Raw genomic sequence first — 11,848 nt, 5'->3', positions numbered from 1 at the left:
CGGTTGCATATCGTGTCATCACCTATTCGCACACCGCCCTCCATTTTGCTTCACTAAGGAAACGGAGGCGACAAGTATCCTGACATGGAGGGCGAGTAAAGAAAAGTGACACCTCCGTGTGCGTAAACGGCCAACCCCGTACAGCCGCGCCAGCAGCTAGAAGCAATAAAACCCCGCCAAAAAACGCCCACTCTGCGCCAGCAGCCAGAAACCCTAAAATCCCGTCACCGCCGATTGGCAATCCAAATCCCCGCCACAATAGCCGCCAGCCCGACAGCATGAAACCACCGCGGCCAGTCCCCCAGCAAAGCAGTCGACATCAGCGCGGCAAACACAGGCGTAAGCGTAAAGAAAAACACCGGCAACTGCGCCCCCGCTCGCGCAATCGCCCGGTCCCACGCAAAGTAGGCCAGCAGCGACGGAATCGTCGCCACATAGAGCAAGATGCCGGCCGCCTTCCCATTCCATTGAATCGCCGCCGGCGCGGCCAGCAACTCCCACGCCACGAATGGCACGCTGGCCAGCACACCCGCCACGATCTGCGCGAACAACAGCACCGCCAGCGGCAAGTCCGGACGCTTCTTGCGCAGCAGCCACGTATAGGCGCTCCAGGTAATCGTGCCCGCCAGCATGAACAGGTCGCCGGCCACGAAGTCCAGCTGCGCCAGCCGCCCGAGATCCCCGCGCAGCATCACCACGCCCACGCCTGCCAGGCAGAGCAGGGCGCCCGCCACATGCCAGCCGCGCACACGTTCGTGAAAGAAGAGCGCGCCGATGATCAGCAGGAAGATGGGCGCGGAGGCGCCGATCAGCGTGACATTGATTGGCGAGGACGTGGTCAGCGCCAGGTACTGCATGGCGTTGTATACGGAGACGGAGAGCATGCCCATGGCGGCGATCACGCCGGCGTGCCGCTTCAGTGTCGTGGCATGCTCGCGCACACTCCGCCATACGTAGGGCGCCAGCAGCAGCCCGGCCATCGCCCAGCGGGCAAAGTTCAGCGTGATCGGCGGGATGGCGCCGGCGGCGTAGTGGCCGACGATGGCGTTGCCGGCCCAGCTCAATGGCGGAAACGTCAGCAGGCCAAGCGTGGTCCAGTCGAGCCTGGTCTTGCCGGATGCGGTAGCGGTCATCGGAGGGTTGTCGTCCTGTTTGTGTTCTTGTTGTTTTTCGCGATGCTATTACTTTTTCTGCCCGCATTATGCCGCAGGCGCCGATTGCAAACGATTGTCACTGCCATGCTTTTTGCGGAGCCCTTGCGCTAGTCTCCCCACCTGTCGGGCCGGGCGCCAGCCCTTGCCCGCCAATCTTTTTGACTCGCTCGGAGAACACAATGGGTGTGCTGGATTTCATCAAGGACGCAGGCGAGAAGCTGCTGGGCAGGCAATGGTTCGCGCTACCCGGAAATCTTCGAGGCCAACCGTCCCATGCTGAGCGATCCCGACAAGATCTATCCGGGACAGACCCTGCGCATTCCGGCGCAAGTATCCTGAGTAAGCCGGCACGAGTACGCCGGCGCAGCGCCGGATACGAACTGTTACACGGCGCTGCGTACCGGCTGTCAACACGCCCAGGCCCCGGCCCGTTTTTACAGGCAACGCGCAACGAAGCGCGCCTCACCTGGAGATAGACATGAAGAAGGTTCTCGCCATCCTGACCCTCGGACTCTTCGCTGCCGGTGCCTTCGCCCAGGCCCCGGCCGCCGATGCGCCCAAGGCGCCCACCAAGGTGGAAAAGAGCGCGCACAAGAGCAACAAGACACAAACCACCAAGCACACCAAGGCCGCCACGCCGGCCAAGTCCGCCGCGCAGTAATGCGGCGTTTCAGGGCGCGCTCTTCCGGGGGCGCGCCCTTTTCCTATTTCTCCTGACGCCATGCACCTGATCTGGACTATTCTCATCGGCTTCCTGGCCGGGCTTGTGGCGCGCGCCATCACCCCCGGCAATGGCCCTAGCGGGTTCTTCCTGACCTCCGCGCTGGGTATCGGCGGCGCGCTGGCCGCGACCTTTCTCGGGCAGGCCCTGCACTGGTATCGCCCAGGGCAATCCGCCGGCTTTATCGGCGCCGTGGTGGGTGCGGTGATCCTGTTGCTGGGCTACCACCTGATCAGCAAGCGCTGAGCCGCAACGCCACGCCCCGAAAGCCAGATACCAGCAAGCAACACCCGCAACGGAACACGGAACCCGATCATGAGCCTGATGGATTTTTTGCAGTCTGCAGCTACCGCCCTGGGCGGTAATCCCGAGCAGCAGGTAGACCACGTCGCGCAGAACGCGCCTGAGGGCGCGCTCGGCCAATTGCTGGCCGGCGCCTTCCGCTCCGACCAGACGCCGGCCTTCGGCAATATGGTGGGCGAACTGTTCGGCCAGTCCAACGGTGCGCAGCAGGCGGGCCTGCTCAACCAGTTGCTTGCCACACTGGGCCCGGCGGCGCTGGCCGGCGCGGCGGGCGGTGCGCTGGGCAATCTGCTGCAGCCTGGCGCGACCCAGGTCACTCCGGCGCAGGCCAGCCAGCTCACCCCGGCACAGGTGCAGGAGATCGCCGCCCATGCCGAGCAGGCCCATCCGGGCGTGATCGACCAGATCGCCGGTTTCTACGCGCAGCATCCCACGCTGGTCAAGACCATCGGCAGCGCCGCGCTGGCCATTGCGCTGGCCAGGTTCAAGGAACACCAGCCGGGCTGAGCCGCAGGCGGCCGCCGCCAGTGCGCAGCCGTTACGGCAATGCCACCTCTAGCCGCGCCAGCGTGCGCAGCAGCTTCTCGTCGTCCGGGGCCAGTTCGTGCGCCGCGACAAAGGCGGCGCGCGCTTCGTCCTGCCGCTGCAATTGCATCAGCACCTCGCCCTTGTGCGCCAGGCCTTCCACCCGGGCGCCCAGGTTGCCTTCGGTGCCTTCGCCATACGCGGCCAGGGATTGTTCGAGGTAGGTCAGCGCCTGCGCGGGCTGGCCCAGGCGGAACAGCGCCCAGCCCTTGCTGTCCAGCACGTAAGGGTTGCCCGGCGCGTCGGCGAGGGCCTCGTCGATCATCGCCATGCCGCGTCCGACCATCCAGTTGGCATCGACCAGCGCGTAGCCGACCTCGTTCAGGCTGTCTTTTGGCAGGGGCGCCAGGCCGAGCGCGATGTCCAGTTGCTTGTCGTCCCGGCCAGCGATCGACAGGTCGATCAGCTTGCGCCGGATACGCGCCTGGAAGTCCGCGCCGATTTCATTCTTGCCAGCCTCGTAGCTTGCCAGCATCTGCCGGAAGACGGCCGCCGGCCCGGCGCCGGCCGGCAGGGCGGTGATGGCGTCGGACTCGCGCCTGCACCACGCGAATTCGCCCGCTTGCAGTCCGGTATACGTGTAGTCGAGGCTGATCGTCCGTGCCTTGTGGCTTTGCGCATAGTAGGTATAGCCGTGGCTATCCGTCCGGTTGCAGAACAGGTACCCGTCGTCGAGGTCGAGTATGTAGGTCATGCCTGCTATGGGATCATTGCTGCTCTCGCCGTGCAACGAGAACGATTCGCCGAAATCGCCTTCGCCGACGATCGGGTTGAGGATCCATTTTTCCTTGGCGTGCCGCTTGGGCATGCGCACGGATACCGTGTTGCCCTGCTTGTCGGTGACGCCGAAGATCACGCTGTCCTGCTCGTTCGACTTGGGGAAGACGCCGGCGATCCGCTGGCCGGGCAGGAACAGCCGGTAGCGGGCTTCGGGCATGGCCTGGCCGGTAGCCGGATCGCGCAGCACGAACCGGTGCACCTGCGTGCCTTCGCCGAGCGTGCCCGGCTGGCGATAGTCGCGCGCCAGCGTCATGGCGGGAATGGATGCCACAGCCAACAGCACTGCGCCCTTCAGGTAAAACGATTTGCTTCTCATTGCCTTGGTATTCAGGTTGAATTGGGTTCGGGCGCCTTCGCCGGCGTCAGGTGGCCATGCTGCCGGCACGGATGCTGCCCAGCATGCCGTGCAGGTCATGTGTCATGACCGCCAGGAACGCCACCAGCCCGAGGTAGTACAGCGTATAGGTCAGGCGCATTTCCGCGCTGATGGTGTAATAGGCGCGGTTCTCCGGGGCCTGCGGATCGTAGCGCCAGGCCTTGAGCAACTGCGGGGCCGCCAGCAGCGCCACCAGGATCAGGATCGGGCTGGGGCGCCACAGGAACATCGCCACCAGCACCGGCACGCCAAGGAACCAGATGCGCGGCGACAGCACCGCGGTGACGCGGCCGCCATCGAACGGCGAAAGCGGGATCAGGTTGAACAGGTTGATAAAGAAGCCGGCATAGGCCAGCGCGAGCATCAGTCCGCTGCCGGTGCTGCGGCCAATGTAATAGCAGGCCAGGGCGCCCAGGGTGCCGACCACCGGCCCCGCCAGCCCGATATAGGCCTCGGTCTCGACGTCGACCGGCTGGTCCTTGAGTTCGACCCAGGCCCCGACGAATGGAATGAAGGTGGGCGCGCCCACGGCCAGCCCGCGGTGGCGCGCGGCCAGGAAATGGCCCATCTCGTGGACAAAGATCAGCAGCACGAAGCCGACGGCATAGCGCCAGCCGAAGATCAGCGCGTAGGCCCCGATCGACAGCAGCATGGTGCCGCCCGTGGTCAGCAGCTTGCCCATCTTCAGGCCGCCCAGGAGCAGGAGCAGCAGCTTGGTCATCGGTACAACTCCGTAGCCGGGGAGGAGGAATGCGCCTTCACTTCGGCTGTGCGGGACCGGACGGCTTGCGCCTGAACCACTTGGTGGCGGAATAGCCGATGCCCGCCACTGCCAGCATGATCACCTTGGCGAACTTGGCGAAGAACGCCGCCAGGACGGCCAGCAGGCCCAGCTTCTTCGCCGCTACCCCGCCGATCAGCGCGGCCAGCCCGTATTCCGCCACTTTGTCGGTGCTGGAATTGAAGTCCGCATAGGCCTTGCCCTCGGCGAAGTCGAGATTGGACAGCAACGTGCGCACCACGGGCTTGTTGGTGTCGACCTGGTCGCGCGCGGTGATCAGGTTCAGGCTGACGTAGCCTTCCCGCCCGAGCGCATAGGTGTTGTAGTTGACGGACTGGGGGGCATCGGCCGGCTGGCCCTTCTCGCGTGCCGACATCGACCAGATCAGCCGATGGCTGGCCGCCTCATAGTGGGGCCGCTCCACCCAGCCGACGATCTCAAGCCCGCGGATGCCGTGCTTCTCGCGCTCCTCGTTGGCGGCTTCCGTGCCTTCCTTGAGCGATTTGAAGAGGTCGTCGACATTCCAGTCCTTGGCGTCGTCGTCGCGGATGTAGCCCGAGGGCTCGTACTTGGCTACCACCATCCAGTCGTCGTCGCCGGTGGGCAGCACCAGGCCAAGCAGGCGCTCGTCGGTAAGGTTGCCCATGGCGTGCATGAGCTTGCCGGCGGCCGGCTGGGGAATGAAGACTTCCCTGGCAGGCAGCTTCAGCGTGGCCTGTTCGCCCAGTTGTACCGTGGCCGGACCTGCCTGGGCGCTGGACTGCGCAGCCTGCCAGGCCGCCTCCATCTCCTTTTCCTTGCTGTCGCTGCCCTGCGCCAGCAGGCTGCCGGACGCAAGGAGGCTCATCCCGCATGCCAGGCTTGCCAGCATGCTACGCAATTCATGACCCGTCATTCCCACAATGACCGCTCCCTTCGCTAGATTGTTTGTTATTTGCGGCACTGCCGATGATGGCCAGGGGAAGGGGGGGTTCCGGCGGCCTCGCATGCAGTGCGATCGCCTGATGGTTTGGCGATTGGTGATTTTAGCGTTTTTTTTATTTGCGGCAGTGTGATTGAAGGGGGAACAGTCTCCAGGACGTCGGAACCCGGCTGCAATGGCAGACCGAGCGCGCCGGCACCAACAAGAGCTATGAGTTCGGTGGCCGGTGGGGACTGGTGCGGATGCTGGAACGGGCGCACATCGAACCGCCGAACGGCGCGACCTACCAGCTGACCTGGCGGGCCGTTCCGGACACGACGGGGCCATCAGCCGGTCCGCGTGACAATCCGGTCACCAGCCCGGGCCAAACCGCCGAGAACCTGGACAGCATGACGACCCGCAACGCGCGATTGCCGGTGGCCGAGGACATGGTCTATCCAATCCGCTACGAGATGCGCACCGAGATCGGCCAGGGTCCGCTGGAAATGCTGGCGTTGCGGGGGTTCGTCCTGCCGTCGCGCATTTTCGTGGGTCGTGAGCCGCAGGCGGTACGTCCGCTCCGGTCGCGATGAGGCCATCGTCACACGCCCTGTACTATCCGATCACGCCAGCGGGCCCTTATCCGGTCCTCAAGCGTTCAGTAGTGGGGGAGCACATAAGGCTTGGTTCTGGTTGGGGGAGGGATCTGCATGGGAATTCTTCCGGGCAGGGTATCCGCCTCGGGGAAGCCCGCTGGCCGCGCGTCCGACCTGCAATGCGTTATGGCTCTCCAGGAATCTTTCCGGACCGCTGGCAGGCGCCGGAAAGCTATCGAAGTCGCTAGCCTCAAGACTCGCGCCAAGCAGCTTGCCGAACGCATTGAGCTGCACGTCCGAAGTCAGTCCGGCGCTGCCGGCCAGGGCGGGGCACAGGATCCATGTGGTGCCATCCCTGACGAAGACGTGCAGGAGTCTTACCTGGTCTGCCGGCTGTAGCTGCCGGACCTCCCCAGCAGCTTCGTCGAGCCCGAAAGCCCGCACGAAGTCGTCGGTCTGGCGATGGCCGATGCAGATGACTACCTTTGGCCGCCAGTACGTGCAGAGTGTCCGCAGGAAGCGGAATCGCCCGCCATGCCGGCACAGTTCCAGGTAGCGTTCCTTGGGCACGAGTTCAGCCTGGCCGCGAAATACCTTTGACCAGGGCGTCAGGCCATCGAGTTGCATCGGCAGGGGAAACAGGTTCAGCTTGAACTCCGCGCCATCCGGTGCGTAGAGTTGGTCCCGGAAGTATTCTTTCCAGTCGTTGTCATCGAGCCGGATACCCAGCGCCTCGGCGCGGGCCGCGGCCATGATGCGCGCAATGCGCTGGTGGTTGAGCCACTTGCCCATATCGACCCGGTGTTTCGCGCGAAACGCGTCATCCCATGCACGGGGTTCCGTGCGCGGCCGCAATGGCCCGGCAAGGCGCTCGAACCACGGATGCGGGCTCCTGTCGCAGATCCACACGCTGGCTCTCGGGTTTCCGCCCTCCATGCCTACGTACGACGCAAAGTAATTGTCCAGTTCATCGCGTGTGAATATCCCTGAGTGCTGCATTGCTGCCCCTTATCCCTTGGTGGGACCCCATTCACCCATTCCCGCAGCGTGCCGCCCGGTTCTGCCGACCGTGCGTGCCGCTGGGGTTATCCAACGTGTCCCGCATGCTGCCTGTGGGGCATGGCGGGGCAACCCTCCCGCGTGGGTTGCGTGTATTTGCTTATGTTATTTTTTAAACAGGAAATAGCAGGTCAAAGCCATTCGACCTGGTATTTATGCATATTTGATATGCGTCAATGTTGAATGTATACGGTGCACGGATGGCGCTGCAGGTGTCAGTCAATGACGCTTTGAATAGTGTCCAGCCGGCACGAACGGTATCGGCGTGAATGAGATGAAGGCTGCCCGGAAATGGCTCGCCGGCGCACTGGAGAGGTGGAGTCCAAGGATATTGCCCCCGCTGGATAAACGCAAAATGTCAAAAATGTTCAAAATGAATTGCTGCACTGCACTTTAGCGCAGATTGTATGGGTCATACACTACAATATTTTAATTTCTGACATAAAAAACGTAGAGAGCCGGGCATTCACGGGGGCAGATTTATTTTCTATCCCCTCTGATGGGGGGATGTTTTTTTGAGACCCCGTCATCCAAATGCCTCCCGGATCATTCCCCCAATCTCATGCCGCCGCGCCACCGGCATCCGCGAAGCCGTCGAGACAATACTGATCGCAGCCTCGCCAGCCAACGGCAACGCGAATGCAAAGCCTACCCCCGCCACGCCCCCCGCCCCCGCCAGCGCATAGCCCAGCTTACGGCTGCGTTCCACACCGCGCTGCAGCTTGAGCAGGCTGAGCCCGCTGCCCTCGTATTCGCCACGGTGCCGCTCAAAGTGCGCAGCGATTTCCTCGTCGCCCAGCTTGGCCAGCAGCGCCATGCTGGCGGTACCCTGTCCCAGCAGCCGCGTGCTCCCCGTGAGCAGGTGGAAATGCTGCACCCGGTGGCTGCCTTCCTCGGCATGCATGCAGTAGCCGTGGTCGCCAATGCGCACGATCAGGAACACCGTGTCGCCGGTCTTGCGCGCCAGCGCCTTCATGCGCGTGGCGCAAGCGCTGGCCAGCGGCGAGCGGTTCATGGTGCGCAGGCCCATCGCCATGGCTGCCATGCCCAACCGGTAGCGCTTTCCCTGTTCATCCTGCCCGGCAAAGCCGGCGTGGGTGAGGTAACGCAGCATGCGGTGGGCGGTGGTGCGGTCGATGCCGGTCTGCGCCACCAGTTGCGGCAGAGTCAGCCCGGTTTCATGGTGCTCGGCCAGCAGGCATAGCAGGTTGAACGCTCGTTCCAGGCTCTGGACACCGGGCATGGGAGGGGAGGCTGGCCGGGCAAGGAGGGAGGGTGGGGTGGACATGGCGGGCAGGCGTGGCATCCGGAGGTGCGTCAAAGACGGGGTTGTGCACATTATGCACAAATCGCGAGTTTGAGCTTGTCGCGCGCCGGCGCCTGGTTTGCAATCGATGCATTCCTTGTCCCTTGCCGAGCGCCATGCTTCCCATCGAGTCCCGGATCGATTCCGCCAGTCCCGCCTTCGCCAGCCAGCGCACCGGCATGCAAGCCCTGATCGAGCGCTTGCGCGCGCTGGAGCAGCGCGCCACCGCCGCCTCTGAACGTTCCCGCCCCGCCTTCACCAAGCGCGGCGCGCTGCTGCCGCGCGAGCGCCTGGCCCGGCTGCTGGATCCCGCCTCCGCCTTCCTGCCAATCGCCAACCTGGCGGGCTACGGCATGGACGATCCCGACCACGACACCTCCATCCCCGGAGGCTCGCTGGTGGCTGGCATTGGCTTTGTCCGCGGCGTGCGGGCGATGGTGGTGGCGACCGACTCTGGCATCGACGCCGGCGCCATGACCGAAGGCGGCAACCTCAAGTTGATGCGCTGCCAGGAAATCGCGCTGGAGAATTGCCTGCCCTTTATCCATCTGGTCGAGTCCGCCGGGGCCAACCTGCGCAAGTACCGCGTCGACAAGTTCGTGCGCGGCGGCGGCATCTTCTACAACCTGGCGCGGTTGTCCGCCGCCGGACTGCCGGTGATCACCGTGGTGCACGGCTCGTCTACCGCCGGCGGCGCCTATATGCCAGGCCTGTCCGATTACGTGGTGATGGTACGCGGCCGTGCCCGCGCCTTCCTGGCCGGGCCGCCGTTGCTCAAGGCTGCCACCGGCGAGATCGCCACAGACGAGGAACTGGGCGGCGCCGACCTGCACGCGACCGTCAGCGGCCTGGCGGAGTTCGTGGCCGAGGACGACGAGCACGCCATCGCCCTGGCGCGCGATGTGGTGGCCAGCCTGGACTGGCCGGCCGTGGCACCGCGCCTGCCCCAGCCCGTCCAGCCGCCGCGCCTGGATGCGGGCGAACTGGATGGCGTGATGACGCTGGACGTGAAGAAGCCTGTGGATATGCTGGAGATCATCGGCCGCGTCGTCGACGATTCCGCCTGGCTGCCGTTCAAGCCGGATTACGGACCGGCCACGGTGTGCGGCCGCGGCCGCATCGAAGGGCACGCGGTGGGCTTCATCAGCAACAACGGCCCGATCGATCCGGCCGGCGCGACCAAGGCCGCGCAGTTTATCCAGGCATGCAACCAGAGCGGCACGCCCATCGTGTTCCTGCAGAACACCACCGGCTTTATCGTCGGCCGCGCCTCGGAAGAGGCCGGCATGATCAAGCACGGCGCCAAGATGATCCAGGCGCTGTCGAATTCCACCGTGCCGCAGATCACCCTCTATTGCGGCGCCTCCTTCGGCGCCGGCAATTTCGGCATGTGCGGCCGTGGCTTCCGCCCGCGCTTCTGCTTCTCCTGGCCCAACGCCCGCACCGCCGTGATGGGCGGAGAGCAAGCCGCCATGACGCTGGAAATCGTGGCGCGCCAGCAAGCCGAGCGCAAAGGCGTAGCGGTGGACGAGGAACGGCTGGCACAGCAGACCGGCGAGATCGTAGCCAACTTCGAGCGCCAGGCCAGCGCCTTCATCACCAGCGGCCTGCTGCTGGACGACGGCGTAATCGACCCGCGCGACACCCGCGCCGTGCTGGCCTTCGCACTGGCCACCGCACGCGAGGCGGAGGCGCGCACGCCGAGGGCAATGCAGTTTGGCGTGGCCAGGTTCTGATCACCAGCGCCCTCCGTGTGTGCCCCCACGCGATGCGAAGCGAGCCGTGTAGGTGTACCAGGCCGTATGGGGCGCCTCGGAATCCGGCGAAAAGAGCGGAAAAGAGGGACCCATGTTTGAGTATCGCCTTAAGGCGATGCGAGTTTGGGTCCCGGCCGCTCTTTTCGCCGGATTCCGAGGGGGTGTCGCCCCATCCGGCGCGCCTTCTTTGCCTACTTTCTTGGCAAGACAAGAAAGTAGGTCGCCCCCCGCAGGGGGGTGAAACCGCCTTTGAATTTAAGCCTTTAAGCCTTTAAGCCTTTGACTTCGTAGCCCCCCCAGGCCACACCACCAAGAACAAGGAGACACCCATAATGCTCTACACCGAAGACCACCACAACATCATGGCCAGCATCCGCCGCTTCGTAGCGGCCGAGATCAACCCCCATGTCGACGAATGGGAAGCCGCCGAAATCTTCCCCGCGCACACGCTGTTCAAGAAGATGGGCGAACTAGGCTTCCTCGGCATCACCAAGCCGGCCGAATACGGCGGCCTCGGCCTGGATTTCTCCTATGCCGTGGCCGCAGCCGAAGCCCTCGGCTACGTCCACGCGCAAGGCGTCGGCATGGCCGTAGGCGTGCAGACCGACATGGCCACCCCGGCCCTGACCGCCTTCGGCTCCGACGAACTCAAGCGCGAGTTCCTGGCACCGGCCATTGCCGGCGAGGCGGTGGCGGCGATCGGCGTATCCGAGGCCGGCGCCGGCTCCGACGTGGCCTCGCTCAAGACGCGTGCCCGGCGCGATGGCGACGACTACGTCATCAGCGGCTCCAAGATGTGGATCACCAACGGCACCCAGGCCGACTGGATCTGCCTGCTGTGCAATACCTCCGACGGTCCGGTGCACAAGAACAAGTCGCTGATCATCGTGCCGCTCAGGCAGGGCGGCAAGCGCACGCCTGGCGTGGAAGTGCAAAAGATCAAGAAGTTCGGCATGTGGTGCTCCGACACCGCGCAGATCTTCTTCGATGAAGTGCGGGTGCCGGCGCGCAACCGCATCGGCGAGGAGGGCATGGGCTTCATCTACCAGATGAAGCAGTTCCAGGAAGAACGTCTGAACGGCGCGGCGCGCCGCCTCGCCTGCAATGCGCTGATCGAGGAAACCGCCGACTACCTGCGCCAGCGCATCGCCTTCGGCAAGCCCCTGCTCGACAACCAGTTCATCCAGTTCAAGCTGGCCGAACTCAAGACCGAGATGGAAGCCCTGCGCGCGCTGGTCTACATGGCAACCAAGACCTATATCGACGGCGGCGACGTGGTGGAGCTGGCCTCCATGGCCAAGCTCAAGGCCGGCCGCCTCTCGCGCGAGGTGGCCGACTGGTGCATGCAGTTCCAGGGTGGCATGGGCTACACGTGGGACAACCATGCCTCGCGCGCCTATCGCGATTTCCGCCTGGGCTCCATCGGCGGCGGTGCCGACGAGGTGATGCTCACGGTAATCGCCAAGCAGATGGGGCTGATGGCAAAGCACTGAGCTTGCCGGCCGTTTCCTTCTCACGCAATGTTTCCG

The 11,848-nt window shown here is 64.5% G+C and carries 11 protein-coding genes and 2 pseudogenes; 7 read left to right on the top strand and 6 right to left on the bottom strand.

Going from position 1 to position 11,848, the window contains the following annotated elements; translation table 11 throughout:
- Positions 1–224: 224 nt before the first annotated feature.
- The gene (locus AC1DS6_RS05155; protein WP_441629403.1) at positions 225–1,133 is read right to left on the bottom strand and encodes a DMT family transporter; all 909 of its coding nucleotides are present in this window, start codon (positions 1,131–1,133) and stop codon (positions 225–227) included.
- Between the two features lie 252 nt (positions 1,134–1,385).
- On the opposite strand from AC1DS6_RS05155, the pseudogene AC1DS6_RS05150 reads away from it, so the two are divergent.
- From AC1DS6_RS05150 to AC1DS6_RS05135, 4 genes and pseudogenes are all read left to right on the top strand, one after another.
- A pseudogene (locus AC1DS6_RS05150) lies at positions 1,386–1,493 on the top strand (LysM peptidoglycan-binding domain-containing protein); the annotation flags it as partial.
- Positions 1,494–1,632: 139 nt separating this feature from the next.
- Positions 1,633–1,815 (top strand): hypothetical protein, encoded by a 183-nt coding sequence (locus AC1DS6_RS05145; protein WP_477102208.1) that lies wholly within the window; start codon positions 1,633–1,635, stop codon positions 1,813–1,815.
- 60 nt (positions 1,816–1,875) lie between these two features.
- On the top strand, positions 1,876–2,121 hold the full coding sequence (locus AC1DS6_RS05140; protein WP_035863526.1) for a GlsB/YeaQ/YmgE family stress response membrane protein: 246 nt from the start codon (positions 1,876–1,878) through the stop codon (positions 2,119–2,121).
- A 69-nt stretch (positions 2,122–2,190) separates the two neighbouring features.
- A complete protein-coding gene (locus tag AC1DS6_RS05135; protein ID WP_441629402.1) occupies positions 2,191–2,685 on the top strand; it encodes a hypothetical protein in 495 nt (164 codons plus the stop codon).
- A gap of 31 nt (positions 2,686–2,716) precedes the next feature.
- Here AC1DS6_RS05135 and AC1DS6_RS05130 read toward each other — a convergent pair whose 3' ends face one another.
- From AC1DS6_RS05130 to AC1DS6_RS05120, 3 genes are read right to left on the bottom strand one after another with little or no spacing between them, the layout of a single operon-like run.
- A complete protein-coding gene (locus AC1DS6_RS05130) occupies positions 2,717–3,859 on the bottom strand; it encodes a tetratricopeptide repeat protein (protein WP_441629401.1) in 1,143 nt (380 codons plus the stop codon).
- A gap of 46 nt (positions 3,860–3,905) precedes the next feature.
- Positions 3,906–4,640 (bottom strand): site-2 protease family protein, encoded by a 735-nt coding sequence (locus AC1DS6_RS05125; RefSeq protein WP_477102207.1) that lies wholly within the window; start codon positions 4,638–4,640, stop codon positions 3,906–3,908.
- A gap of 37 nt (positions 4,641–4,677) precedes the next feature.
- Positions 4,678–5,595: a DUF2167 domain-containing protein gene (locus tag AC1DS6_RS05120; RefSeq protein ID WP_441629399.1), complete on the bottom strand. Its 918-nt coding sequence runs from the start codon at positions 5,593–5,595 to the stop codon at positions 4,678–4,680.
- A gap of 170 nt (positions 5,596–5,765) precedes the next feature.
- Between AC1DS6_RS05120 and AC1DS6_RS05115 the strand changes: the two are divergent.
- Positions 5,766–6,194: pseudogene (locus AC1DS6_RS05115) on the top strand (type VI secretion IcmF C-terminal domain-containing protein); the annotation flags it as partial.
- Positions 6,195–6,251: 57 nt separating this feature from the next.
- Here AC1DS6_RS05115 and AC1DS6_RS05110 read toward each other — a convergent pair.
- Both AC1DS6_RS05110 and AC1DS6_RS05105 read right to left on the bottom strand, forming a co-directional pair.
- Positions 6,252–7,106: an XpsR family transcriptional regulator gene (locus AC1DS6_RS05110; protein ID WP_441629398.1), complete on the bottom strand. Its 855-nt coding sequence runs from the start codon at positions 7,104–7,106 to the stop codon at positions 6,252–6,254.
- A gap of 676 nt (positions 7,107–7,782) precedes the next feature.
- The gene (locus AC1DS6_RS05105) at positions 7,783–8,544 is read right to left on the bottom strand and encodes an IclR family transcriptional regulator (protein WP_477102206.1); all 762 of its coding nucleotides are present in this window, start codon (positions 8,542–8,544) and stop codon (positions 7,783–7,785) included.
- Between the two features lie 134 nt (positions 8,545–8,678).
- On the opposite strand from AC1DS6_RS05105, the gene AC1DS6_RS05100 reads away from it, so the two are divergent.
- Both AC1DS6_RS05100 and AC1DS6_RS05095 read left to right on the top strand, forming a co-directional pair.
- The gene (locus AC1DS6_RS05100; RefSeq protein WP_441629396.1) at positions 8,679–10,298 is read left to right on the top strand and encodes an acyl-CoA carboxylase subunit beta; all 1,620 of its coding nucleotides are present in this window, start codon (positions 8,679–8,681) and stop codon (positions 10,296–10,298) included.
- 353 nt (positions 10,299–10,651) lie between these two features.
- Positions 10,652–11,812, top strand: a complete 1,161-nt coding sequence (locus AC1DS6_RS05095) for an acyl-CoA dehydrogenase family protein (protein ID WP_441629395.1) — start codon at positions 10,652–10,654, stop codon at positions 11,810–11,812.
- Positions 11,813–11,848 lie beyond the last annotated feature (36 nt).

This window comes from Cupriavidus sp. 05L310, assembly GCF_056398185.1.
Note: the sequence above shows the minus strand (reverse complement) of the source record. Positions and strands in the feature narration are given on the sequence as shown.

What these genes read in the sequence shown, in the direction of transcription:
- AC1DS6_RS05125 (WP_477102207.1), bottom strand. Translation starts at nt 4,640, where the DNA reads ATGACCAAGCTGCTGCTCCTGCTCCTGGGCGGCCTGAAGATGGGCAAG.
- AC1DS6_RS05155 (WP_441629403.1), bottom strand. Translation starts at nt 1,133, where the DNA reads ATGACCGCTACCGCATCCGGCAAGACCAGGCTCGACTGGACCACGCTT.
- AC1DS6_RS05130 (WP_441629401.1), bottom strand. Translation starts at nt 3,859, where the DNA reads ATGAGAAGCAAATCGTTTTACCTGAAGGGCGCAGTGCTGTTGGCTGTG.
- AC1DS6_RS05135 (WP_441629402.1), top strand. Translation starts at nt 2,191, where the DNA reads ATGAGCCTGATGGATTTTTTGCAGTCTGCAGCTACCGCCCTGGGCGGT.
- AC1DS6_RS05095 (WP_441629395.1), top strand. Translation starts at nt 10,652, where the DNA reads ATGCTCTACACCGAAGACCACCACAACATCATGGCCAGCATCCGCCGC.
- AC1DS6_RS05100 (WP_441629396.1), top strand. Translation starts at nt 8,679, where the DNA reads ATGCTTCCCATCGAGTCCCGGATCGATTCCGCCAGTCCCGCCTTCGCC.
- AC1DS6_RS05105 (WP_477102206.1), bottom strand. Translation starts at nt 8,544, where the DNA reads ATGTCCACCCCACCCTCCCTCCTTGCCCGGCCAGCCTCCCCTCCCATG.
- AC1DS6_RS05120 (WP_441629399.1), bottom strand. Translation starts at nt 5,595, where the DNA reads ATGACGGGTCATGAATTGCGTAGCATGCTGGCAAGCCTGGCATGCGGG.
- AC1DS6_RS05145 (WP_477102208.1), top strand. Translation starts at nt 1,633, where the DNA reads ATGAAGAAGGTTCTCGCCATCCTGACCCTCGGACTCTTCGCTGCCGGT.
- AC1DS6_RS05140 (WP_035863526.1), top strand. Translation starts at nt 1,876, where the DNA reads ATGCACCTGATCTGGACTATTCTCATCGGCTTCCTGGCCGGGCTTGTG.